Origin of the sequence: Acaryochloris marina MBIC11017 (assembly GCF_000018105.1) — a bacterium.
In the GTDB taxonomy this organism is placed as follows: Bacteria; Cyanobacteriota; Cyanobacteriia; order Thermosynechococcales; family Thermosynechococcaceae; genus Acaryochloris; species Acaryochloris marina.
This window is the reverse complement of the sequence record NC_009925.1, coordinates 2,266,494-2,289,968: the sequence shown is the minus strand read 5'-3', so window position 1 is coordinate 2,289,968 and position 23,475 is coordinate 2,266,494. Positions and strand designations below refer to the sequence as shown.

Annotated in this window: 21 protein-coding genes, 1 tRNA gene and 4 pseudogenes; 10 read left to right on the top strand and 16 right to left on the bottom strand. The window is 43.0% G+C overall.

What is annotated here, in order from left to right; genetic code table 11:
- Window position 1 precedes the first annotated feature (1 nt).
- Window positions 2-2,068: a DNA polymerase III subunit gamma/tau gene (locus tag AM1_RS10290; protein ID WP_012162776.1), complete on the bottom strand. Its 2,067-nt coding sequence runs from the start codon at window positions 2,066-2,068 to the stop codon at window positions 2-4.
- Window positions 2,069-2,642: 574 nt separating this feature from the next.
- Between AM1_RS10290 and AM1_RS10285 the strand changes: the two genes are divergently transcribed.
- Window positions 2,643-2,867: a hypothetical protein gene (locus AM1_RS10285; RefSeq protein ID WP_041659613.1), complete on the top strand. Its 225-nt coding sequence runs from the start codon at window positions 2,643-2,645 to the stop codon at window positions 2,865-2,867.
- Window positions 2,868-3,108: 241 nt separating this feature from the next.
- Here AM1_RS10285 and AM1_RS10280 read toward each other — a convergent pair whose 3' ends face one another.
- Entirely contained in the window at window positions 3,109-3,651 is a 543-nt protein-coding gene (locus tag AM1_RS10280; RefSeq protein WP_012162773.1) for a GrpB family protein, read from the bottom strand.
- Window positions 3,652-4,137: 486 nt separating this feature from the next.
- Window positions 4,138-4,377: a hypothetical protein gene (locus tag AM1_RS10275; RefSeq protein ID WP_012162772.1), complete on the bottom strand. Its 240-nt coding sequence runs from the start codon at window positions 4,375-4,377 to the stop codon at window positions 4,138-4,140.
- Window positions 4,378-4,916: 539 nt separating this feature from the next.
- Between AM1_RS10275 and AM1_RS39765 the strand changes: the two genes are divergently transcribed.
- The 4 genes from AM1_RS39765 to AM1_RS10250 all read left to right on the top strand — a co-directional run bounded on the left by AM1_RS39765 (window position 4,917) and on the right by AM1_RS10250 (window position 9,071).
- Window positions 4,917-5,622, top strand: a protein-coding gene (locus AM1_RS39765; RefSeq protein ID WP_202947661.1) for an IS1 family transposase whose coding sequence is annotated in 2 segments (ribosomal slippage) — window positions 4,917-5,197 and window positions 5,196-5,622 — 708 coding nt in all. Because the reading frame shifts where the segments join, the coding sequence is not laid out codon by codon here.
- Window positions 5,623-6,140: 518 nt separating this feature from the next.
- Window positions 6,141-6,575, top strand: a complete 435-nt coding sequence (locus AM1_RS10260; protein WP_012162770.1) for a hypothetical protein — start codon at window positions 6,141-6,143, stop codon at window positions 6,573-6,575.
- Window positions 6,576-6,662: 87 nt separating this feature from the next.
- On the top strand, window positions 6,663-7,703 hold the full coding sequence (gene glpX, locus AM1_RS10255; RefSeq protein WP_012162769.1) for a class II fructose-bisphosphatase: 1,041 nt from the start codon (window positions 6,663-6,665) through the stop codon (window positions 7,701-7,703).
- Between the two features lie 78 nt (window positions 7,704-7,781).
- Window positions 7,782-9,071, top strand: coding sequence for a glucose-1-phosphate adenylyltransferase (locus AM1_RS10250; RefSeq protein ID WP_012162768.1), 1,290 nt, complete (start codon window positions 7,782-7,784; stop codon window positions 9,069-9,071).
- Window positions 9,072-9,422: 351 nt separating this feature from the next.
- On the opposite strand, the gene AM1_RS10245 is transcribed toward AM1_RS10250, so the two are convergent.
- Window positions 9,423-9,668 (bottom strand): hypothetical protein, encoded by a 246-nt coding sequence (locus tag AM1_RS10245; protein ID WP_012162766.1) that lies wholly within the window; start codon window positions 9,666-9,668, stop codon window positions 9,423-9,425.
- 332 nt (window positions 9,669-10,000) lie between these two features.
- On the opposite strand from AM1_RS10245, the pseudogene AM1_RS39760 reads away from it, so the two are divergent.
- From AM1_RS39760 to AM1_RS10220, 5 genes and pseudogenes are all read left to right on the top strand, one after another.
- Window positions 10,001-11,006: pseudogene (locus AM1_RS39760) on the top strand (IS1 family transposase).
- A 1,156-nt stretch (window positions 11,007-12,162) separates the two neighbouring features.
- On the top strand, window positions 12,163-13,071 hold the full coding sequence (locus AM1_RS10230; protein WP_012162763.1) for a hypothetical protein: 909 nt from the start codon (window positions 12,163-12,165) through the stop codon (window positions 13,069-13,071).
- Window positions 13,072-13,134: 63 nt separating this feature from the next.
- Complete coding sequence (locus tag AM1_RS10225; protein WP_012162762.1) at window positions 13,135-13,881, top strand: hypothetical protein; 747 nt, start codon at window positions 13,135-13,137, stop codon at window positions 13,879-13,881.
- A 7-nt stretch (window positions 13,882-13,888) separates the two neighbouring features.
- On the top strand, window positions 13,889-14,302 hold the full coding sequence (locus tag AM1_RS40940) for a pepsin/retropepsin-like aspartic protease family protein (protein ID WP_148215709.1): 414 nt from the start codon (window positions 13,889-13,891) through the stop codon (window positions 14,300-14,302).
- A 464-nt stretch (window positions 14,303-14,766) separates the two neighbouring features.
- The gene (locus AM1_RS10220; protein WP_041659598.1) at window positions 14,767-15,240 is read left to right on the top strand and encodes a hypothetical protein; all 474 of its coding nucleotides are present in this window, start codon (window positions 14,767-14,769) and stop codon (window positions 15,238-15,240) included.
- Between the two features lie 124 nt (window positions 15,241-15,364).
- Here the strand turns inward: AM1_RS10220 and tnpA are convergent.
- The 12 genes and pseudogenes from tnpA to AM1_RS10165 all read right to left on the bottom strand — a co-directional run.
- Window positions 15,365-15,646: pseudogene (gene tnpA, locus AM1_RS38655) on the bottom strand (IS200/IS605 family transposase); the annotation flags it as partial.
- Window positions 15,647-16,104: 458 nt separating this feature from the next.
- The gene (locus tag AM1_RS10210; protein ID WP_041659594.1) at window positions 16,105-16,692 is read right to left on the bottom strand and encodes a hypothetical protein; all 588 of its coding nucleotides are present in this window, start codon (window positions 16,690-16,692) and stop codon (window positions 16,105-16,107) included.
- 57 nt (window positions 16,693-16,749) lie between these two features.
- On the bottom strand, window positions 16,750-16,998 hold the full coding sequence (locus tag AM1_RS43170) for a hypothetical protein (RefSeq protein WP_238549313.1): 249 nt from the start codon (window positions 16,996-16,998) through the stop codon (window positions 16,750-16,752).
- A gap of 156 nt (window positions 16,999-17,154) precedes the next feature.
- Window positions 17,155-19,236 (bottom strand): annotated as a pseudogene (locus AM1_RS10200) (DUF3987 domain-containing protein); the annotation flags it as partial.
- Window positions 19,237-19,338: 102 nt separating this feature from the next.
- Complete coding sequence (locus AM1_RS10195) at window positions 19,339-19,617, bottom strand: hypothetical protein (RefSeq protein ID WP_012162757.1); 279 nt, start codon at window positions 19,615-19,617, stop codon at window positions 19,339-19,341.
- 200 nt (window positions 19,618-19,817) lie between these two features.
- The gene (locus AM1_RS10190) at window positions 19,818-20,603 is read right to left on the bottom strand and encodes a hypothetical protein (protein ID WP_012162756.1); all 786 of its coding nucleotides are present in this window, start codon (window positions 20,601-20,603) and stop codon (window positions 19,818-19,820) included.
- A 2-nt stretch (window positions 20,604-20,605) separates the two neighbouring features.
- A complete protein-coding gene (locus AM1_RS10185) occupies window positions 20,606-21,325 on the bottom strand; it encodes a tyrosine-type recombinase/integrase (RefSeq protein WP_238549278.1) in 720 nt (239 codons plus the stop codon).
- Between the two features lie 213 nt (window positions 21,326-21,538).
- Window positions 21,539-21,697 (bottom strand): annotated as a pseudogene (locus AM1_RS43950) (Arm DNA-binding domain-containing protein); the annotation flags it as partial.
- A gap of 169 nt (window positions 21,698-21,866) precedes the next feature.
- Window positions 21,867-21,940, bottom strand: a tRNA-Pro gene (locus AM1_RS10180).
- Window positions 21,941-21,972: 32 nt separating this feature from the next.
- Window positions 21,973-22,335: a DUF1818 family protein gene (locus AM1_RS10175; protein ID WP_012162754.1), complete on the bottom strand. Its 363-nt coding sequence runs from the start codon at window positions 22,333-22,335 to the stop codon at window positions 21,973-21,975.
- A gap of 9 nt (window positions 22,336-22,344) precedes the next feature.
- Entirely contained in the window at window positions 22,345-23,028 is a 684-nt protein-coding gene (locus AM1_RS10170; protein WP_012162753.1) for a hypothetical protein, read from the bottom strand.
- Window positions 23,025-23,255 carry a DNA-directed RNA polymerase subunit omega gene (locus AM1_RS10165; RefSeq protein ID WP_010481519.1) on the bottom strand — a complete coding sequence of 77 codons (231 nt, stop codon included), beginning with the start codon at window positions 23,253-23,255 and terminating at the stop codon, window positions 23,025-23,027. The genes AM1_RS10170 and AM1_RS10165 overlap by 4 nt, the downstream gene beginning before the upstream one ends.
- Window positions 23,256-23,475 lie beyond the last annotated feature (220 nt).

Sequence of the window (23,475 nt, the reverse complement as noted above, 5' to 3'; positions counted from 1 at the left end):
GTTATTTAGATTTAGCCGCTTCTGTTTGCTCAGGTTCTTTCGGATCAATATCCACAAAAGCGCCGTTAAAAAATTGGGCAAAACTCTTGGCTGCGGATGTGGTTTCATCCTCACTTTGCCAGGTTGGTGGAGCTTCAGAGGGTTTTTGTGGAGCAGTTTGTGGGGCTGCATGACCATTCTGAATGGGAGCAGGAGGAGTTGCGATTGGCTGAGGTGCAGCGATATTGGGCGGTGGAGCGGAGACGGGAGATGGGGCAGAGACAGACGGTGGAGCAGAAGACGTGGATGGCGAGGCCGGTTTGGCTCGCATTTGCTCTTCAGTTAGGACTTTTAAGGTGACTTTAACTTTGCGATTAAAGCACTTCTCGAAGGTCTCTTCTAGTTCTTGGACTTTGCCTTGAGCCAGTCTAAGTAAGGTTTTGCGAATCCCAATCCGGACTTCTCTTCCCTGCCAATAGAGGAGTTGGCCATGTTCTTTTAGCAAAGCCCGACTGGGCAAATTAAGGCTTTGTAAAAGCTGCTGCCATACCTCCGTTAGATCAACTTGTACAGGGGCAGGAGGGGCTGAAGGGGGTGGGAGGGGAGCAGGCGTCGGTTCGGGTTGTGGTAGTGCTGGGTGTGGAATGGAGTCTGTCTGCAGACTAGGCAGGGGGTCGGGAGTTTCTTCTAGAGGTGTAGGTAAGTCTTCTAAAGGCTCTGGTAAGTCTTCTAGAGGGTTGGGTAAGTCCTCGGCTTCAGGAGAGTGGGCTTCTGGTTGGGGGATGACTTGAGGCTCTGGGACTGGAGGGGCCTGGAAACTTCCTTGAGGAGCGGGTTGGGGCGTATCAACAACGGGAGATGGTTGAGTGGGGGCAGAGGCTTTCGACGGGGGAACGGGGTGAGCAGGTCCTGCTGATACTGGCTCCGGTGCCTGAGTTGCAGTTTCTAAGGGCTGGGATGTGATCTGAATAAGGATCGGCTGTGGATCCGTAGACTGAGTGGCCCCTGGCAACAGACCCAGAAGTGAGACTTCCAGCCATAAGCGAGGCTGAGTAGAATTCTTGATTTGAGTTTCACAATTGCGTAGGTGCTGTTGCTTGGCCAGAATGTCATCGACCTCAAACTGCTGAGCGAGCTGGCACAAATCGGTCCAAGTCGGGGCCGTGATGGCCACTAAATCTCTGCGGGTAGGGGCCGTTTTGGCGATCAGTAAATCTCGATAAAAGCCCGCTAAATTCTGAAGAACCGTTAACGGTTCTCGACCGCGATCGAGCAAGGCATGGGTGCGCTCAACCATCAATGCTGGCTGTTGCTCAATAATGGCTTGTAGTAAGGCTAAGAGCGCCTGTTCTGGGACGGAGCCGACTAAATCCCAGACCTGAGTATTATCAATTTCCCCTGACAGTAAGCTGAGCTGATCGAGCAAACTTTCTGCATCTCGTAACCCGCCTTGGGCGACTTGGGCAATCAGTTCTACCGCCGTCGGGGTAATGGCAATCGATTCCTGTTCAGCAATATGGGTGAGGTGCTGAATCATCGGATCTAGGGCAATGCGCCGAAAGTCAAACCGTTGGCAGCGAGAAATAATGGTGGGTAAGACTCTTTGGGGATCCGTCGTCGCGAGGATAAATACCACCCGATCTGGGGGCTCTTCTAATGTTTTCAGCAAGGCATTAAAAGCTGCCGTGCTGAGCATATGGACTTCATCCAGGCAGTAAATTTTAAATCGGCATTGAACCGGTGCAAATTGAGCCCGTTCGATTAAGTCGCGAATATTGTCTACGCCCGTATTGCTGGCAGCATCAATTTCGATGACATCAAGAGAAGTGCCTAGGGCCACTTCCTGGCAAACAGAACAGGTCCCGCAGGGGGTTTGGGTTGGTGTCTGGCTATTGAGGCAGTTGAGGGATTTGGCGAGGATGCGGGCACTGGAGGTTTTTCCTGTCCCCCGAGGGCCGGTAAAGAGATAGGCAGGGGCAATCCGCTCGAACTCGATCGCATTGGTTAACGTGGTTGCGATCGCATCTTGTCCCACTAAATCTGCAAAGACTTGGGGACGATATTTATGATGCAGCGGTTCGTAAGCCACAGCTTACCCTAATCAATTAGCAAAGGCGTCCACCTCTACTCTAGTGGATGAGCTTCCGAATGGTGCTACTGTTAATGCTTCTCAAGCAAGATCTCAGAAATAATGAGAGCTGTGTCTTGGCACTTGGACGGTCATTACAACCAGGCTGGCCCAAGGAGATGGAGGGAGGAATCTGCTGGTATACCACTTCGCGATTTGGGCCTAGAGAACTGCAGGACTGGATGGAGACCCTCTGCTGAATCTTAGCTTTGCGCAGAACATGTAAGGTTTTTGCCGCGAATTTGGGCCACACTCAATCGGCCTATTGATGTCAAAATGGGTGAGTATACTTGATTATAAAAATTCGAATCTTTCAATTTTCTTTATGTTTTGTTAATAAGGCTTGTATAGGGTTCTATCAGTCAAATTGCATAGCAAAGGAGGCTGAAAGTGAGTCGCTCTATAGAAGATACTGATGATCTTAAGGTGATTTCTGATATTTGATAAAGTGATAAAATCGGTTCTCTTTACCTAGTATTAAAAAGAGATCTTCTTTTGGGTATTCTGGGAGTGATGGCGTTATCTGAACCAAGGCATGAATTGCAAAGGTCAAGAGCCTGGAAATGCTAATAAGAATAGGCTGAAGGCTCCTAAAATTATTGAAATACCATCAATGGATGAATTCAGAAATCTACTTTCTCCTCAACGAGTAGAGGAGTGGAAAAAAGTAGGGATAGATGTTGATACTACCGATGGACTTGAAGAAGCCTATCACTGGCTATTGACCGTCTATAAAAACTTTAGAGGTGTTCGTTCTTAAATGGAGAAAACCCCAATGGTTGGGGACATTGGGGTAAACAGTTATCTTTATGGAGTGGGATGAAACCACGCTTCTTAAGCTATCGATCTTCTGAGAAGAAGCAGTGAAGAAAAACGTTTCTGAATAATAGATCTTGAACATGATGCTACCTTCAAGTAAGCTCTGAGTCGATCTCAAGCAGTTGCTAATTGTTTTCCCAGCCACCAGCCCTGCATCATTTATCCACGTAAGTGTGGAAGCATTAGGGTTCTGACTGCGGCACGGTTTGTAAAGCGTTCCACTGAACTGCCTTTACGTCTATGGCTTTAATAAAGCTATCTTTGCCGTCCATATAGCCATCGATATTCGTGGGATATTGGTGAGCTAACTGATGTTTTAAGTCGCTGTATTGCTTCGCATCTGTCGGGTGGGCAATCATATAATCTCGAAATGCCAGATGGCGCTTCACCTGGGCTGAGCTGTGGTTAAAGATATGGATATGGTGGGTTCGAACATCGTTTCGGTTATTTTTGAAAAAAAACCGACGACCTGAGATGCCAAATTCCCCCATGACTTCGTAGCCCAGCTGCTCCATGGATGAACTGCGCGCATCAACTTGGGTCATGCACTGCACTTTAACCAACAGATCGATAATGGGTTTTGCATGGATGTCAGGAATAGCTGTGCTGCCGATATGGTGAACAGCCATCACAGTTTCACCCAGGGCTTCCTTGACTAGCGAGGCTTCAGTCTGAAATATCATTTTCCAGGCAGGATTGTGAGAGACAACTTCTACCGTTCTCATGCTTGGATACCTCTCTGTATATCAATACAAGAATTCCTCCCAATGAGTTTCAAGGTCTGTTGATGGTTAACCCTGGATGAGAGATAGATCCGCTTAGGGCTAGGAACTCGCTCTGATTTGATGCAGAATTAGCGATCGATTTGACGTATAGGTCAGTGGGTATCGGTAAAGGTGGTTGGGGTGATGGCTTACCCAGTCATCGTCCCCGGCTTTATGAGTGTGCGGACAGTTTAGTAACGTTTGCCTAAAATGATTCCCTGCTATGCCGTAGGGTTGTGAACAGAGCCTGAACGACTTTAAAAAGCTCGAGTGTTTGCTGGTGTGAATGCTTTCAACTCACTTCAGGCAGTTTTGTGGTCAATAGTCTAGAACCCTATATTTGAAGTTAATGAATATGGACCGACAATACTATTCTCTTACAAGGGGGCTGTATGGATGGAAGACTCTGATAGTTCAGGACCAAGGTGTTTAAGAGAGCCTTACTTGTCACATCGCCAGAGGACAGCAGTGATATCGTCTAGATTCAGTCATTTCTCGAATGAGCAGCACATGGGAACCGAGATATTTCTCAATGTTGCTGATATCTTCTTCCTTAAGAATTAATCGACGCTCTACTCGGGCCAACAGCCAAGAAATCAGGCGACTATCATTCAATTGCATCACCGGATGACTGGGCAGTTCTTCAATTAATTGCCATAGGTCGTGGAGCAGGGAAGGGGATAACACGGAACAGTACCATAAACGCTAATTGCGTATAAATTTGGTGTTTTGATGATTATTTAAGGTTTTCTTTAGATTTATGCTACTTAAATCCTACCTCTAGGGATAAAGGCTGAGGACAAAGTATAAACATCTTTACAAGCTACGCTTTCAATCGACCTAATCTCAAAATCAGGATCGCCTAGAACCCAAGAATATTAGGCAAGGTAATGGATTGGAATATGACCAGAAAGTTTCCCTTTAAATGCCCGTCAATTGCCAATCAGCGCTACTCCAAAAGCTTGCTGCAGATGGCAAACCGATAACGCTATTGTCGGCGGACATCTTTCTTCACAGACTTGGCATACCTTCATCTCTGCTAGAAAAACATGAGGTTATGTTGATAGATCTTGGCTATCGAGGGAAATTCGTGGACTTTTCTTTTTCATCTTTGTGCAGTGATGTTTTTTCCCTGCCGATGCCAGGAGGATTAAATCCCAGGTAGTCCGCCAGATGTAAGGATAGATATATCCAACATCCAAAATCCAGCATCACAAATGTCGACATTGACCTGCCCTAACTGTCGTTCTCAAAACGTTGTCAAAAACGGTCGAATCCATAATGGCAAGCAAAACCACAAATGTAAAACCTGTGGTCGTCAGTTTGTGGAAGCTCCTCAGCAAAAGCGAATTGATTCATCCACTAAAGGCCTGATCGATAAGCTATTGCTTGAAAAGATACCTCTGGCAGGTATTGCCAGGGTCTGTGATGTTTCTGAAAGCTGGTTACAAGAGTACGTGAACTGTAAGTATGAAGCAGTGCCTCGTACTGTGAACATATCATCAAAAAAAAGGCCGATTAACTCTTCAATGTGATGAAATGTGGTCATTTGTGAACGATAAGAGCAATAAACAGTGGATATGGCTTGCTCTTGATGTCATCACGCGTGAGATAGTCGGTGTTTATGTGGGGGCACGCTCCAAGCAAGGTGCTCGTCAGCTATGGAATTCCTTGCCAGGAATCTATCGTCAATGTGCGGTTGCCTACACGGATTTTTGGGATGCCTACGGCTGTGTTTTCCCCAAACAACGACATCAAGCTGTGGGCAAGGAAACAGGCCAAACCTGCTACATTGAACGATTTAATTGCACCATGCGCCAGCGAGTGTCTCGGTTAGTTCGAAAGACACTGTCGTTTTCGAAAAAGCTAGAGAATCATATTGGAGCAATCTGGATGTTTGTCCATCACTACAATGCATCCTTACAGGACTAGGACTACCAAATCCCAGTCTTAAGATGCTTTCCAGGAATAGATTTCATGCTTTTGTAAGGTGTGCATCGGGTGTCTCCTCCCTTTAATGCAAGCGAGGGACGAGTTAATGAAAGCGAGGGACGAGACATAGAAAGTTTGCAATTAGGGTTGACTAGGTAAAATTACTCACCTAGAATAGTTTCAATTTGTTAAGCAAGTTTACAGAAATACAAAACTAGATGATTCAGTTTGATAACTCATACTTTTTACCGAACTTACATCACTTAGACCATCAACCCTGAGCTGCCGTTCATTCAGCAAGGTTCAGTCACCAGTATAAAAAAGCAAATGAGTTGCCTCCCGGAACGGCGCTTTGTTTGCACGATTAAGGTCACGGTCTAGCCAATCAGCAGTACTACGTTTGTTAAACCGTGTTTGTGGCATCTTGTCATACATCACTGAAAGATGCCTGATTGACTGCGTTAGACCGTAACTCACGAGAAAAACAGATACCCATTTGATCAGCGAGGGAATTAAAGATGGGTAAAGGTTTTGGTCAAGACTCCCCTAGAAAGCCAAAGATAAAACCCGTGTTGAGTACCCTCAACCCTGAGGATACTGAGCGAGTGTTATTCAAAATGTATGACTTTTTGGGCTGGGAGGATAATGCAAAAGCCCTAGGCCGTATGGCCCTGCGCCGATATCTGGCAGCCAAAGAGAAAGGTGCCGTTGTGGCTGCTCCGTGGCAGTCTGAGGATCCTGAAATAATCCCCACTGATTATATGACCTTTGAGGAGATCCGAGATGCTGGATTAGCCTATCCCACTGTATTAGACAGTTATAGGCGATATAAACCCCATGCTGAATTTTTGCTGATTTATTGGGAACAAGATACGCCCGAAACGATGGCCGCTTGCCAGGTGATTTCGCTTCAAAGCCCTGCGATTCACCTGTATCAGAAGAAATCCAAATGACGACAGTTTCATTTGGAAGAACTAGCTTTGAGTTTTACTCACACTGTCTCGCACGAATCATTAACAACGAACTTTGAGGGAAACGAAATGGACAATGTGATTGGTTTAGAAATTATTGAAGTCGTAGAGCAAGCTGCGATCGCATCTGCGCTATGGATGGGTAAAGGGGAAAAAGACACCGCAGATGCCGTGGCTGTAGACGCGATGCGGAACCGCATGAATCAAATTCACATGCGGGGTCGGATTGTGATTGGTGAGGGAGAACGGGATGATGCCCCGATGCTCTATATCGGTGAGCAAGTCGGGATTTGCACCCAAGAAAATGCTGCTGAATTCTGCACCCTGGATGAGCTGATTGAGATCGATATTGCCGTCGATCCGTGTGAAGGCACCAATCTCGTTGCCTATGGCCAGAATGGTTCCATGGCCGTTCTCGCTATCTCCGAAAAAGGCGGCCTATTTGCTGCTCCTGACTTCTATATGAAGAAACTGGCTGCCCCTCCTGCAGCCAAAGGCAAGGTGGATATTCGTAAATCCGCTACGGAAAATCTGCAGATCATTGCTGAATGCTTAGACCGCTCTATTTCTGAGTTGGTCGTCGTCGTGATGAAACGGGCACGCCATGACGGTTTGATTAAGGAAATTCGAGAGGCAGGGGCCAGAGTCCGTTTGATTGAGGATGGAGATGTCTCAGCGGCCTTATCCTGTGCGTTTTCGGGCACAAACATTCATGCCTTGATGGGCATTGGTGCAGCTCCAGAAGGCGTGATCTCTGCGGCTGCCATGCGGGCTTTGGGGGGACATTTCCAAGGTCAACTGATCTATGACCCAGAAATTGTCCAGACTGGATTGATTGGTGAAAGCAAGGAGAGCAACCTCGCTCGCTTAAAAGAGATGGGGATTGACGATCCAGATCGCATCTATGAGGCTGAAGAGCTGGCCTGTGGTGAAACGGTCTTATTTGCCGCCTGTGGGATAACCCCCGGAACCCTGATGAAAGGGGCTCGCTTTTTCCCCGGAGGGGTGAGAACTGAATCTCTTATTATCTCCACTCAATCTAAAACGGTTCGATTTGTCGATACCATCCACAAACTGGATGATAAACACCGAGCTTTGCAATTGCATTAAGCTTTCAGGCTCTGAGTCCCCGATTCAGGGCCTTTTCATTACGCCTTTGTGATTAAACATTATATTTAGCTAGGAAATATGAAACGCGTACTATCCATTATTCTTGGCGGTGGTGCTGGCACCCGACTCTATCCGTTGACCAAACTGAGGGCTAAACCTGCGGTTCCTTTGGCGGGAAAATATCGTCTGATTGATATTCCTGTGAGTAACTGTATTAACTCAGACATCAATAAAATCTATGTCCTGACTCAATTCAACTCAGCGTCTCTCAATCGACATTTGAGTCGGGGCTATAATTTCTCGAATTTTACAGAAGGATTTGTTGAGGTCTTGGCTGCCCAGCAGACTCCCGACAACTCAGGTTGGTTTGAAGGAACGGCCGATGCGGTTCGCCAGTATTTGCAGTTGCTCAAGGAATGGGATGTGGATGAATATCTCATCCTTTCTGGAGACCATCTGTATCGCATGGACTACAGCCGATTTGTCCAACGACATCGTGATACCAATGCTGATATCACCATCTCTGTGGTTCCCATGGATGAGCGACGGGCCTCTGCCTTTGGCTTGATGAAGCTGGATGAGTCAGGGCGTGTGGGAGATTTTTGTGAAAAACCCTCGGGAGATGAATTAACCCAAATGCAGGTGGATACCACGTTGCTCGGGTTGAGTGCAGAACAGGCCCGTGAGCAACCTTATATTGCCTCTATGGGGATATACGTATTCAAAAAAGAGGTTCTGATCGACTTACTGGAATCTAATATTGCGCACACTGACTTTGGCAAAGAGGTGATTCCCACGGCTGCTGCGAATCACAATATCCAGGCATTTCTGTTTGATGATTATTGGGAAGATATTGGAACGATTGAAGCGTTCTATGAAGCCAATCTAGCGTTAGCACAACAGCCAAAACCCAAATTTAGTTTTTACGATGAGCAGGCTCCCATTTATACTCGAGCCCGATATTTACCCCCTAGTAAAATCCTCGATTGCCGGGTGACGGAATCCATTGTTGGTGAAGGCTGTATTGTCAAAAAGAGCCAAATTCACCATTCCGTTCTAGGGGTTCGCTCTTATGTAGACGATCATTGCACCCTGGACAATGTGTTGTGGCTAGGGTCTGATTATTATCAATCCCTGTCTGAGCGGCAAGCTGATCTGGATCAAGGTAGAGTGCCCTTAGGGATTGGAGAAAATACTGTTATACGCAAAGCAATTGTTGATAAAAATGCCCGAATTGGCAAGAACGTCAAAATCGTCAATAAAGCCCAGGTGGAGGAGGCGAATCATGAGGATGAAGGCTTCTATATTCGGAGTGGGATTGTTGTCATTTTGAAGAATGCCATCATTCCTGATGGCACAGAGATCTAACCGATCTTGACCCTCTATTTCCAGTCAGAATTAATGATTGCCAATAGAGGGTTAGCCCCTGATCTTATAACCAGAATAGTAGGTTGACCCTTTAACTTTTCCATCTGAGAATGATGCATTTCTTTCTTGTTGAAAAGGTGTTAATTAAGGCCGTTTAAAATAATTAAACCTCCTACTAGAGGAGGTTCTAAGTTAATCGGAGCGGCGGGATTTGAACCCACGACCCCCACTACCCCAAAGTGGGTCACATGATCTACAAAATCTTTGTCTAGCAAGACTTACAAGGCTTCTTCCAAATGCTTCCGGCCAATCTATCCGGCCAATGGCATCTGAAACAACGTAAATTCGTTCTTATTCCTCACCTCCCATCAACTCTTGCTTCACTGCTGTGGTAATCACTCGACGTAGCCAAGCTGGTTTCTCTTTACCCAAACCATTAACTAGATCAGCTATGTCTTCAGGTAGTCTAACTGCCGTCAAGCCTTTTTGAAGTTTGACACCTTCAGGCACGTCATCAGCTTTAAATTGCTTGGCTATGAATTGTGGTGTCTGGACTGGATTGGGATTACCACCAGGGGTGCCTTTCTTCTTAGGCATAACGAAAAGTCAAAAACGTTAACCTTAGAGTACCCAGTTTCGACAAGATTAATCCCAGATAACAGGGAAGTATAAGTATTGCTTATATAACTTCAGGTAAGGTTGTCGGACTTATATCATAGCTACGTATCTTTACCCAGTTAACATGGAAAAATAAGGGTAGTAAACTCAAGTACTTCTAAACTGAACAAAGTTTCCACAGTACAAAATACGCCAGTAAAAGGAAAAAAACTACTATTATCCAGAGTTAATGCTATCAAAGCGGTCTAATTGGCACTGGTCTATCAACTGGATCTAGCTAGAATGGCTCCGACACAACGTAATGTAGATCAATGGAATGCCCATGCTGCCAGAGCCAGAAGATCCATAAACGAGGCTTTGATAGCCTGCAAGATGGGACACTAGTCCAGCGATATCAGTGTGAGGATTGCAATCGGCGTTTCAAAGAACGCACAGGTAACCCAATGGCTCGCTTACGCACCACCAGTTTAGTGGTGAGCTATGCCATCAAGGCTCGCACCAAAGGAATGGGAGTCCGTGCAACGGGTCGTACTTTTGGGACATCTCATACCACCATTATGCGGTGGGAAAAGCACCTAGCAGATCAGGCACTGAACTGGTCACCCCCAGCTCCAGCAAGTTCTGATGTGACGGTAGAAGGGGATGAAGTTTACACTCGTGTATGCGAAAATCTTCCCCTCTAGCCAGTCCCAGGGCTGGACCATCCACTTCCTTGAGCGCGCGAGCCGTTATTGGTTTACAGCACAGGCTGGTCTCAAGGATCAACAACTCTTTATTGATGGCGTTCAATCAGCTTGGGAGTGGATGAAAACCTGTGATGGGATTCAATGGTTTACTGATGGAGAAAGACGCTATGGACAAGAACTTTGGAAGCTCGCCAGTGTCTCTCTCAACGCTGAGGAGTGTCACCCTGATTATGGGCATCGCAAGGTTTGGCGAGACGGATTAGAAGTCGCGATGAAAGTTAAAGGATTTCAGGCGAATCGGCGAGTGAAGTGGGTGAAGTGGGTGAAAGCAGAGCATCCCTTTACCGCTATCAGTCCAGCATCTGAGGTCCATGCCAATCACAACGAGGCTCACAATGCTGCCTTGAGGAGACGATGTAGTGCTTATCGAAAAAGGCAGAATCTCTACGCTAAGAAGCAGTCGGGTTTTCAGAGAGTGCTAGACGTACAACGGCTGATTCATAACTGGGTTAGACCCCATTGAGGGCTCAGCAAGCAGACTACGCCAGCGATGGAGATGGGATTTTCTTCACGCCCGCTTAGCATGTTAGAACTCATAACCAATAAAGGTTTTAGACGTGCGCCTTGTTAAGAGACCAGTGCCAAATTCACTAGGTAAAATTCCTGGGGAGCGTTTCAGATTATTGTCCCGTTTTGGGAATACTCCCATGAAACAGCTTTGTTCAACTTTCCGGCCAGTTTCCAGTATTACAAATTTACCTGTTGATTTTAATCATTACTCTGGTGACTGACTCATCCATTAATTCAAGGTACTTGCAACCTAACAATTTTTGTTTACTTTTTCAACTTCAAGTAGTTACATCATTGTTTTGCTTACTACGTCATTGGCAAGTTTATTCAAGCTCTGTGCTACTTCCTATTTATTAGAATATCCAAGGTTCAGGGGCAACCCTAGCTATTCATTGACTTAGAGATTGTGGAGGTCATCTCTATAAACTGACTTTATCTTAAATCAAACAATTGGTTTTACTTTATAAAATCTCAACTTTGATCTCGCGAATTAGAAAAGACTTTAGAAGGTTTTCGAAAAGCCATCAACTATAAATCCTTAATATAAGCGGGAGAGAATGATAAAAAAGCAGAGATTGGCAATAAGAAATGTAAAATCGGCGTATTATTTGGCAAAACCACAGAAAGATAATAGTCATTAAGTATAAATAAACTACCTAAAAAAAATTACACTCTAGAATAGAGAGCCCCAAAAATCAACATGAATAGCCAACAAGCAGGAGAATATCTAAGTGTGTTACCGTATACAACCCTTTCTGAAAGAAAAAACTCTTACAGGGCTGCAAAACACGAATTCTCGTCTTTGGAGCACAATAGATTATCCTTTCATGATCGCTTGCTTCAATGAAACAATCTGGGGCAAAAGCCATAATCGCTTTAAAATAGTATAATATTATACAGAAAGTTTTCTTTCTTTGTGGATCCAACTCTTCTTATTGCTTCCTTGAGAAAAATGCATCGGTAATTCTAATGAAAACAATAAGCGAATTCTAATTTTTTCTCAGGGGTATTGCTGAAGCAGCTTAATACAAGAATGAGCTATAGTTAAACTGCAAAAAAAACGATTGTTTGTAAAGAAATATACAATCTGCTAAATTCTATTAGTGATATTGTTGGGTTAATTATTTTTTCATTATATCCTACTAAATTCTTGAAAATATTCACTTAATTAAGCAGATACTTATGAATCTCAGTTAGACCTTAAAAATCATAAAATAATGAGTGAGATTGAATCAAAATTATTAGAGCTTTTAAGTGATTATGTTTGCAGTAGTCAAACAAGTTTATTGCAGCATATTTTTATGGTTAATGAAAATCATAAAAATCTAAGACAATGTATCCAATCTATAACTTCAGATAAGCAAGAGATAAGTAAAGATGAAGAAGATCACCTGAGAGAATTATTAGCTGATTTTGACGGCTTTTTCTTAGATGATTTTGGGAGAATTTTTGAGAAGGCTTATAAGTATTCATTGGTATATTTTCAGGGTAGGTCAAACATATCACCACGGTTAACTCTTAAAGTTATTTCTAAGGACAAACTAGCAACTCTTTTAAAGATACCAGAGTCATTTTTGTCAGACAACAACACTGAAATTTCAGCTAATACAGGTTTTCTTGAGATTGCTCAGGGTAAAGATTTTTATTTGTGCAATAATATACCTAACGAAATTGCAAATGGAAAATATGTGAACATAAGGATAAAAGATAAGGCAGCATATATATATGCTACAACTCATAGTGTTGATCACAGTAGAAAGTTCAGAGATAGGTATGATCAAGAATGGGTCAGCTGCTGGTCTCCAGTTTCAAGGGTGGGCTCTAAAGAAAGTATTGAATCTCCCCCAGAAACGTGTTATAAATCCACGCTTATACTTCCAGTTTCTTTGGCAACGAAAAAGTTAAGGAAAGAATTTATTGAAAAGTTTCAAATTATTAGCTCCACTCAGCGAGCTTTATTTGGATTTCTATGTTTTGACCATATCAATGTAGAATATTTTAAGCTCGAAGATAGATTTTTTATACAAATTCTTACTGATATTTTGTCAATTTATTTAATAAATCAATTGATGTTTACTCAGTTTTCTACTGTTTATTACAATGCAAAGAAAATATTATCCGATTAAAGTAGTTTCTCCCTCAACTAGATAGCTTTTGATGTTTCGTCCTTTAGCAAGATATTTTTAGCCATGGTTTACCCTAAGAGAGTCGTTTATACCTCTAGAAAATTGGCTGACTTGGAAAGTCGATGGACTAAAGAATTGTCTTGCCACTTTAGAACAATTTCACCCGTTAGCTGTGGTATTGGGGTCTTAAATATAATTCAGGTGAAAGAAGCGCATTTGGCTGCGCGAGAACAGCAAGTTTGCAAAGATCATGCCCCCCATCATGATATAGATGAAGGGAGATATTTGAATGATGGAAACGACTTAGCAAACAAATCAATACAACATTCTCGTGAATTGCTAAATACAGGTGATCAACATCCTTATCTATCCCCTCATGTAGCAACAGTTTGCCCAGATATCGGTCACCACTTCTGCACTGAGGTTTTAATTGAAAAAGGTGCAAATGTTGCAAGCGCCTTTTTTCATGAGGGCCAATTAGAAGAAAATGTTGTAGATGATGTAAATACGATTGGTGTTCTAGCCCAATCCGCTGAGAAGGTAAAGCTAGAAATGGATGGTTTTGAAGAACCCCGAAAATATATTGAAAGGCAAAATCATCTGTTCAACCAAAAACTTGATGAATTAATCAAAAAATATGCTGGCCAATATGTTTTATTTCATGATGGAGAAGTATTGTATGCTGGTAATTCAATGGCTGCGGTAACTAAAGTTGCTGGAGAATTTCGAGGAAGTAAAAATATCTTCATAAAAAAAGTGTCTAAAACAAGTGATAATTATGGGGTCTTTACACCGCTTCCTAAGGAATAGCTAATAAGTGCCACAATACATCACTCCTCCCTATATTAATTCTCATGATTCTGATAGTAATACGGTGAGGAGCGGACCTTTTGCAAGAATTGCACTTTCTCTACCTTATCAAGAAGAATTTGTTTTCGGCGAAGATTCTTCTTGCTATGGCCTTTTGGATACTGGTTCACCTATAACATTTATACCTAAAGATCTAATACTCGAGTTGAATGCACCTCTTATTGGTCCTGCGGTTATAAGTTATGGTGTAGGAGGGCATGGTTTTTATGATCCATATTCCCTATCGATTAGGTTGGATGGAATTATTCTTCCAAATAGGTCTGTTTTAGCTTGGAGTAGAGAAATCGCATTGATAGGTAGAGATATTTTAGATGAGTTAGAGGCGTGTTTTAATGGAGAAGAATATTTTCTTACCCATTAACATCAGTTGATCAGCATTCAAAACCGCTACTTATGAACTCTTCTTCATGAGCAAAATGTGAATTAGGGTTCGTACCTACATATGTAAGGCTAAATAACAATTTTCTGTGTTTCAAACGTTTTGACTCCATACTATCTTGTGTATATAATGTTGGGATTCTGCATATTTACGTGATTTTTAAGCCTCTATTGACTTCGTTGAGTAAACTCTTTGTAATAAACTTATGTTGACCTCAAAGGTAGACAAAGTTAACTACGAAAATTCACTTTTCGACTGAAATATACACATATAAACTTCAATATATATAATTTGGTAATTGCTATAAAAACTTTATGAGCACAGATATAAATAAAGAATTTATTTCAAGAGAATAAAAAACCTAAACATATAAAATTCTGTATAAATTCTTTGTGACTTTTCAGGGGCATGTGAGCTGGACTTAGTTAATCAACTCCCACTAAAGTATGATTAGAACTAAAAAGACTACTAGATTATTTATATTTTTAGACCTCCTTAAAATAATTATCTTATCTTTTAATAATCCCCTAAAGCCAAAAAGTTTTCTTAGGTATCCAGCGAATAATGATAAAAGTCTTACTACGAAAGTAGTAGATAGTTTTCATGTGCATGAAGGAACGGATAAAGAGTTTATAGAACATCTAAAGGGCCAGGTTGAGACACTTGAAAAGCAAGTTGAACTTCTTCAAGATAAGATACTAAATCCAACAGCTATTAATTTAAGTCCAAGTTATCAAGTAATGCTTGTAGTTTGTGCTCTTTTGATGATAGCTGCATTTGTGGGTGCCTGGTGGTCTGCTTATTACTTTAAAGAGCCTTTGGCATATAATGAAAAAAACTTCATAGATTTATGTGAAAAATTATCTATTTCGTTAGCTGGAGGTTTTATTGGAATAGTAGTTGGTAAATATTCAAAATAGTTCACCATTCTAGTAGTGAGAAATTTAAACAACTAATCTAGAAAAACTTAACGAATTTGTACTGAAAGCACAGAGGTCATTGATGGACTTAATGTCCGATTCTTCTCAGGACTAAAGTCTTGATTCACTCCAGCATGAACGTATTTATATCGTTATTAGACACGAGACGGTGATGCTCCAAATATTCCTCCACCATCTGTTCACTGATATTACCTGTACTCCAGGCTCCATAACCTAAGGCCCACAGATATTTATCCCAATATCGCCGCTCTAACTCTCGATACTCTTGCTGAAGTCGCCTTGATGTGAACCCTTTCAACCGCTTGGCTATGTCACTGATCGATTTCGATGGGGGATATTCAATTAGCGTATGATCATGATCTTTACTGACCATCCCTTTTAATATAGTTAAGCGGGTGACAGCATAATTTCCCAGATGATTCTCGACTATAGACTTCTTGATACTACTTCTTTATCCTGCATTGGAGATGTGTAGCAACTAAAGTCTCGCACTGAAAGTGCGTAGTTTTGGACTAGCGTGTTTAGGATAATAAATACTCAAATTGATTTAATGAAATGAGTATATATGAAAATTCCAGCTCAAATATTTTCTTGTTTGCGTATGTTTAATTATTAAGATTGTTTTATTAGATCCTGGAAAACATACCAACATTGCCAACAAAACGCTGAGACCATTTCTCTTACTGACTTTGGTGTGTTGGTATAGATGCCAACAAATACCAACAATTAATCCGAAGAAGAATTTGTTGGTACCTGTTGGGTAGTTGTTGAATTGCTTGCCAACAGGGTTAAACCTTTATCTGGCAGTACTTTCAAGTTTTTTGTTGGTATTGTTGGCACATTCTAAGTAAGAGAGTAATCAAGCCCTTGCATATTAGGTGGTTTACGAGGCCACATAATCTGAACGGGAATTTGAATACTCCATATAGACTTAGGCTTACTTAGTATTTTGGCTCTGAACCCACAACCCTGAATATAGGTATAGGATTCACCTTCTATAACCTTTGTGGGGGTGTCTAGGCTAAGTATTTGAACTGTTACCCAGGTCAGGTCCTTAAGCATAGCTAGAACCCAATCACCCACCTTAAATGTAGTGGATTTGATTCTCTGGCACTCTATGAAACCTCTCCTTGATAGCTTCCTAGATGTGCCATTGGGGTATCTGACAGTAACCCAAGAATCGTCCACATCGGTGATAATTGCCCCTTTCCCTGCAGGTCCTAATGCAATAGCACCCAAACTTTCAGTGGAATCAGAGAAGTCATAGGGGGGAAGAGTTAGATACCAGCTCTTGAATGCAAAACTAGGTATACATTTTGTGGAGCCATCAGGATACTTAAGTCTTATGAGATCATCTTCAAAACTTACAGTAGGGTAATCAGTCTCCCCCACAGTGGTTATGTGGTTGAGAAATGGTTTAGAGGTCGTCATCACACACCTCCCTAAGACCGTAGTAGTGAGCAGGAAATTCTGACCACGGTATGTAGACTATCTGTTGACCTTCTGTTCTAGAAATGTGCCAACATTACCAACAGAATCCCTGGAACTACTTTCCTCTATGGCTTTAAGCCTGTTGGGATGGTGGCCAACTTCTTCCCAACTCGTACCAACACTTTTACCACCTACTGCATTAAGTGTGGATTGGCTTGTAGGTACGGTGATTTTGATTTGGTATTTGGAATCATTCACTGACTTACCATTATCAATGGCATATCCCAGTGCAACAATTTGACTCATAAACTCTCGTGCCTGTTGAACCTTAGGTCTTGATGTAGACCCCCACCATTGAGTAATGGTTCTAGCCTTAATCCATCCACATCCCCTAAAACGATTGATGCATCTGACAACTCTGGATGATTCCTTGTCTGATAATCCAAGTTCACAGTAGAGGCTTCTAGTTTGACCCATGAGCCATTTGGTGAATTGAATAGCATCAGTGAGTGTTTCTGCAGAGATCTCACTCTCTATTGGCCGGATTCCAGGGATAATGGACTCCTCAAAAGTAGATGAACCCTCTGTGAGAGTTAACTGGTCTAATACCCAATTTGTGGTGTGAACAATGAGGGCAATTCGGCCTGCAATCTCCTTGAACTTTGGATATATAGCTCTGAGAATATTGGATGGTTCTTGTTGGATAAGCTGGCCTATCTCATGATTCCACTGATTCCATACCCCTATTGCTCCCCTTGAAAGTCGGTGCTCTTGGGCATCAAGCTCATTTAGGCCACAGTAAACACCTTTCAGTAAGGGCATTAAATCAAGCTTCGGCCTATCTGAGATTCCTGGTGGAGTTGTTATTGGCAGACGAAACCACAGGAATCTGGGCCAGAGGCCATCTTCCGATGTGGGATCATCTAATACCAATTTCCCTAACACTGAAGGCTGAATACTTCCCAATAAACTGATTGAGGTTTTAGGGATATAGATCGGCTCAGAAGATTTTCGATTAACTTTGAGAGAGTCCCCACCATAAAAAGTTAACCACCTCTGCCTATCAGCCCCTTTTCAATTACGATAGGCATCCATCGATTTAAAGAATCCAGCCAACTCATCTATATGGATTAGATAGCCTTCTGATGGATGATGACAGATGGAATCGGCAATGGCCTCAATCGTAAAGTCAGAGAAAAATAAATCTCTCATGTTGGGATGCTTAGGTTTTTCTGGGGTGATAGGTAGTTTTTTGGACCGAGACTGAAACCGTTGCAAATCCTTTTCATACTCAGAGACTTCCAGTTGATAGCTCTCGTGGACTTCTTGTTGCAACCTCGACAAAGGTCTAGTGAGGAGCTTAAGAATGGGGCTTTTCATGGTTCCTGATTCACCTACTAAACCAGCCCAAATGATTGGCGGTACATGGTAGCCAGTTCCTGGATCGATTATTAGCCTTGTCTCAGCCTTAAGCCTTGAAGCCAGGATAGGAAGAATACAAACAAGAAAAGCTTCTACTGGTAACTCAAGATTTGATGCAAGATCACTGAGTGGGCCATATAACGATTTATGAAAGAGTTGGGGAGGCTTTATGATTGTGCTGTCTATCAATATTTTTGTGGTAACTTCCTCTAGTTCCACATCTACTGATAGCTTCTTGATCTTCTTCCAAGCTGCCTCATCTCCCCCTTCATATACACAAGCTGGTTGACAGTCATCAATGTCTATGGAATCAATGATTCTGTCTAATCTGTCCTCATCAATGTCCAAGTTAGATGCAAGATCCACAAGGAGAGTTCGAGGCTCTGGATCATAAGCCAGGTTATTTGCTTCACACCAATTTGCCCAACCATAAAGCTCGTTAGCAACTTTGGTGATGTCTTTACTCCTATCATCAGACTCAGGTTGACTTTGGTATATTGCCTGGACCCCCCTTGTGGATAATTCCAGCAGGGATAAAGCATCACTATTTTCTGGCTTGATTCTTACTGTTTTCTGGACTTGATCAGACCTGCTTGCTTTAGCTTTCTTAGCCTTCTTGATTGAGTACAGCCCAATAGACTCAGCATCGATGACAGGGGCGAATCTACCTTTCTGTACTACCTGGTAACCAACAGTGGGTGCCACGACAGTGAACTGATTTGGCCCTTGGATCTCCCCTACGTGTGATCCACCCTCACTAAAAGCAAAGCGTGTAAACCCTGGTGGCTCTGCAAACTCTACATATATGTGGAAGCCATCACTAAGAGTTCTTTCTACCTGAGCATCATGCAGTTGAGAATGCTTATCCAGCCATTTATTAACGACTTGCTCACATACTTCCTTACTATCGAAATGCTTGGTATCGACATCAACTATATGCAAGTGATTATTACCAAGGATTCCAATGCCATTTTCAGGGTTAGCAAACCATAGATCTATCTCTGTACGAGTTGGTTGCTTATTCTGATATTGCTTGCTACTAATTAGATAAGCCTTACCTTGTTCATCTAAATAGCTTGGATTTTTCCCATTAAAATTGGAATTAGGCTGTTTTGGTGCCACTGGTAGAGGTGACGAACCTAAGTCTAGATACCCTATCGCAACATCAAGTATGCTAGAAAAATTTTGTGGATTATTTGTTGAAGAATTCACTTTATTCACCTCCTAAGCCGCATATTGGTTGCTGAAATTGTCAATTTGAGGCTCAAGGGTTGATAGATACTCTTCAACCAACCTCTGGTGGCTAGGCCCATCACCATTTAGTAAATAGTCCTGCACCAGACGGATGTTCCATAAAACTTTTCGTTCTGGCTGAATCCAATAAATAGGACTGGGCAATTGCTCACGTAACCTTGATTCACAAAACTTCCCCAATTGGAAGTGGGTACGTAAGGTTCTTGTATCAACGAATGGGAAAATAGCTTTATGCTGATGGGTAAACATGATAAATCGTCCATGATTTAGATTGTTAATCAGTCCGGTAGTGATCAACTTTGACGAGAAGGTACTACCGGATTAATTTTTTTTGCTGTAATCCTTTTGGTCCATAGCAAGACTTAAAGGCTATAACAAACCTAATCGGACTTTTCGTAGTCAAACGAAATACAGAATTAACTGCTCTAATATCACAAAATTGTTACATTCTATTTTCTGTTTCCGAACCCTTTTGGGTGCCTGGGTCTGCCTCTCTTGCTTTCCAATATCTTTCCTTCTCGAACATTCAGGAATGAGAATTTGGGATCTCGATTCATCCGGTAAATTAGCTTTCGATCTTCCCTTATATAGTTATCGAAGTGTGGTTGGAAAGAAGTATCTTTATCGCTAATAATTTTGGCTTCTTTCTCAATCAAAGTGAATAAAAGCATCTCATTCTCTTTAGGGTTATGATTTTGAGATACCAAACCTAATTGGATTTCTATATCAGGGCACTCGTATGATGACAACTGGGGAAGTCGCCCAGGGATTATGCCATCATGCGGTGGATTCGCTTCCTGATCTTCGGGAGAGTTCTGAGTGTGAAACTTGAGGAAAGAATCCTTTCTTATAGGTAATTCACAAACAATTCTCTCAATTTCACGTATTGCACTTTCACAAAGGCACGTCCACCAAAGTAGGTATGGACTCCAAGAAACAAATAGGTCTGCTAATTCACCCTTTTGGATTACATCGGATCGTTTATATAACTCCAGAATTAGATTGAGGCGAGCATACCAAAAATCGCAACAATACTCCCCCCCTGTGTCACTCGCAAGACTATGATCCTTTCTTTCACCAAGAACCTTATGTCGAAGCCATAAAGATAGGTATAAATCACATTCAATTATGTTATTAATTATCGCAGGCTCTAATGTGACACCCATGTAGTTAATCGCCATCCAACCCTTATAGGGGATCCTCTGGCAAATAATATTTTCTAATTCACTTTCCATTACTAAAACTCTATAAAAACGCTCTGGGGTTGAATGACATGGGCATAGCTTTCCAGCATTACTCTCTTATCGTGCCCACTTTGCTCAGCAACACTGATTGGATCAGCACCACTAGCTAGTGCATGGCTAACTGCGGAATGCCTTATTGCATAGGGTTTTCGATATTCAATGCCACATTTAATTAGAACTGTTTTCCACGCCCGTCTTCTAAAACTGCGATCGCATATTGGTAACCCTTGTGGACTAGGGAAAACTAAATCTTCGAGATTAGGCTTCAGCCTTTCGTATCGCGCTTTAAGCATCGATTGTACGTTTGGGGATAGCACTATCGTCCTCGCCTTTCCAGTCTTAGTGCTTTTCCGATAGCCTCTAGAAACGCTTTCTCCTATCCAGACTGTTTGGAAATCATCTGCAATATGCTTCCACAGTAATCCTGCTGCTTCTCCAAACCGACAACCTACACCAAATAGGAAAATCACAAAGTCTGAATAATGTGAGTAATAGCGATTATTCCTAAACTCGGACAAGATAGCCTTGATTTCTTCTCGATTGAAGGGTTTCACTCGTTGAGTTGGTTGAGGTTTAAGAGCTACTCTCAAGCCAACCCAAGGATTATCTGTGGCTAATAGTTCTTCTTGTATGGCCCACTTCCAACAGCTTCCCAATAATCCAATTCTGGCTTTAGCAGTGTCAGCGGTGACATGCTCACTTTGGATACTCATGAAGTGCCTAGCATGATCTTTAGTGACCTCATGAGCAGGCATATCTAACCATTTGTTTAAAGCCCTGGATAACGGAATATATCTTGTTTCAACAGATCGAGGGGAGATGCCTAAATCGTGTTGTTTGTAGGTTGTGAACTTATCAAATAACTCTGAGCAGTTTAAGCCAGAATTACCAATCAGCTTGGGCCTGTACTTATTTTTGGTGACATCGTATTCACCACATCTAATATCTTCTGCTATTTGCCTAGCAATGCCATTGGCATAAGTCCTATTAATCCGGGTATTTTCTAATCCAAGGTTGAGGCTCTGACGTTTATCTATATATGTCCACCGGAGTCTTAGCATCCCCCTATCACTGGTGACCTGCACTTTATCTCTACTTTTCACAGGTTAATCCTTCCGGCCAATCTATCCGGCCAACTAAACGACTAACCAGCTTTAACGGACTTATTTCAATGCATATTGATTGCACAAAAATAGACCTGAAAGCTAGTATCAGTAGCCTTCAAGCCTTGCCAGATATAAGAATTACAGTCAATCGGAGCGGCGGGATTTGAACCCACGACCCCCACTACCCCAAAGTGGTGCGCTACCAAGCTGCGCTACGCCCCGTTTTGCTTTACAAGCCTAACATAAAACTCTGATTAAAAGACCTCAATTGTTTGGATAGCGCCCACCAGTTCAGCGGTGCTCTCTGCAGACCAATGTCCTTCTGCTCGGCGACCATTTAAGAGGATAAAACTGAGAGCAAACTGCTGGGGATAGCCTTGCACCTCTAGCCAAACCAAATCACTACTCGCCTCACAGGCAATGGTTTCCTCAGCCATTAATTGATCTTGTAATTGGGTGATGGACTCGACGAGCTGTAAGAGCAGACGACGAAAATCAGCAAATTCCTCAGCCGTTAACTCTACCGCCCATTCATTGGTACCGAGTAGGGTGGAAAACGCTGCCTGAGGATGCCATCCCAAGCGCCAACCGTTGCCCTCTTTGAGCTGTCGGTCCATTCTTAGTACTTAAAAAGTGAGCTTTTGGGACTCACCTGTAGGCTTACGAGTGGGGGTAGTGGACTGAGGTGAGCTGGATTTGGGCGTTGTTTGAGGCCGTAAGAGATCGGCGCTGCCCGAACCAGGTAAGGGAATGAGTTTGGGACGAGAGATTGGTTCTGGATCTGGGGCTGCTGCAGGCTTGGGTGGCTCTGGTTGTTGTTTCTCTGGTGGAGGGGCTGCCTGCTGGGGGACTTGACTCGCGTATACATCGCTAAGGGCTTGAGTTAATGCCAGGCGCTGCTTGCGGGTGAACTGGCGAATCAACTTGCGATCGCTCTCCATGGGATTCGTCTTTAAGTACGACTGCCCCGGATATTCTTCTTCTCGTAGGTTTTCGTAGAGTCCTAGATAGTCCGCCAGGGTGATTTTCCAGTCAAACCGATACTGAGGCGATCGGCCCTTGACCTGGGTGTGATACCGAATTAGTCGACTGACCAACGTGCTATTGGGAGCAGGCTTATTACCCTTGCGGCGCACATACTGGTTTTCTTGCGGTAGCTCCGGCAATTGGGAGTAGACCGCATCCGCTGCCAGTTTGGCGTTCAGACGCTGGGCCACCGCTGGTTGGGCCAGCATCCATCCGCTGACGACCAAGGAGGCACAGAGAAGTGCCCGCTTGGACCGTTGAATCAGAGTGAGGTTAGGGTTCACTCGCCAATAATCTCCGGTTGCGTCAGTTCATCAGACATTTCGATAATGGCTTGCATCACGGACTTCATGCCAGCATCTTCAAAGTCTTCTAAATTTTCGCGGCGACGACGCTTTTTGGCCCGGTTCGCAACTTGCACAGTAATGCGGTAGCGATTGGAAGAAGCGCTAATCAATTCTTCAGCTCGCCGCATAATATGCGTGGTGTCGATGGTGGGGCGCTTAGACATAAAGTTTCTCGAGAATGGACTGCTTACTAGTCTAGCAACAATGCTCTCGTCCCGAGACAAGCCGCCTAGAAACTCTGCGGGTACGGGGGCTGATTGATTGTAGGATATGCAAAGCATGCTTAAGACCCATGCATCATTTCTAATCTGCTCCGTCTTAAATGCGCCATTACTGACCCTGAATCGAGATGCCGCCCTGTGGGACCATCTGCGACCATCATCT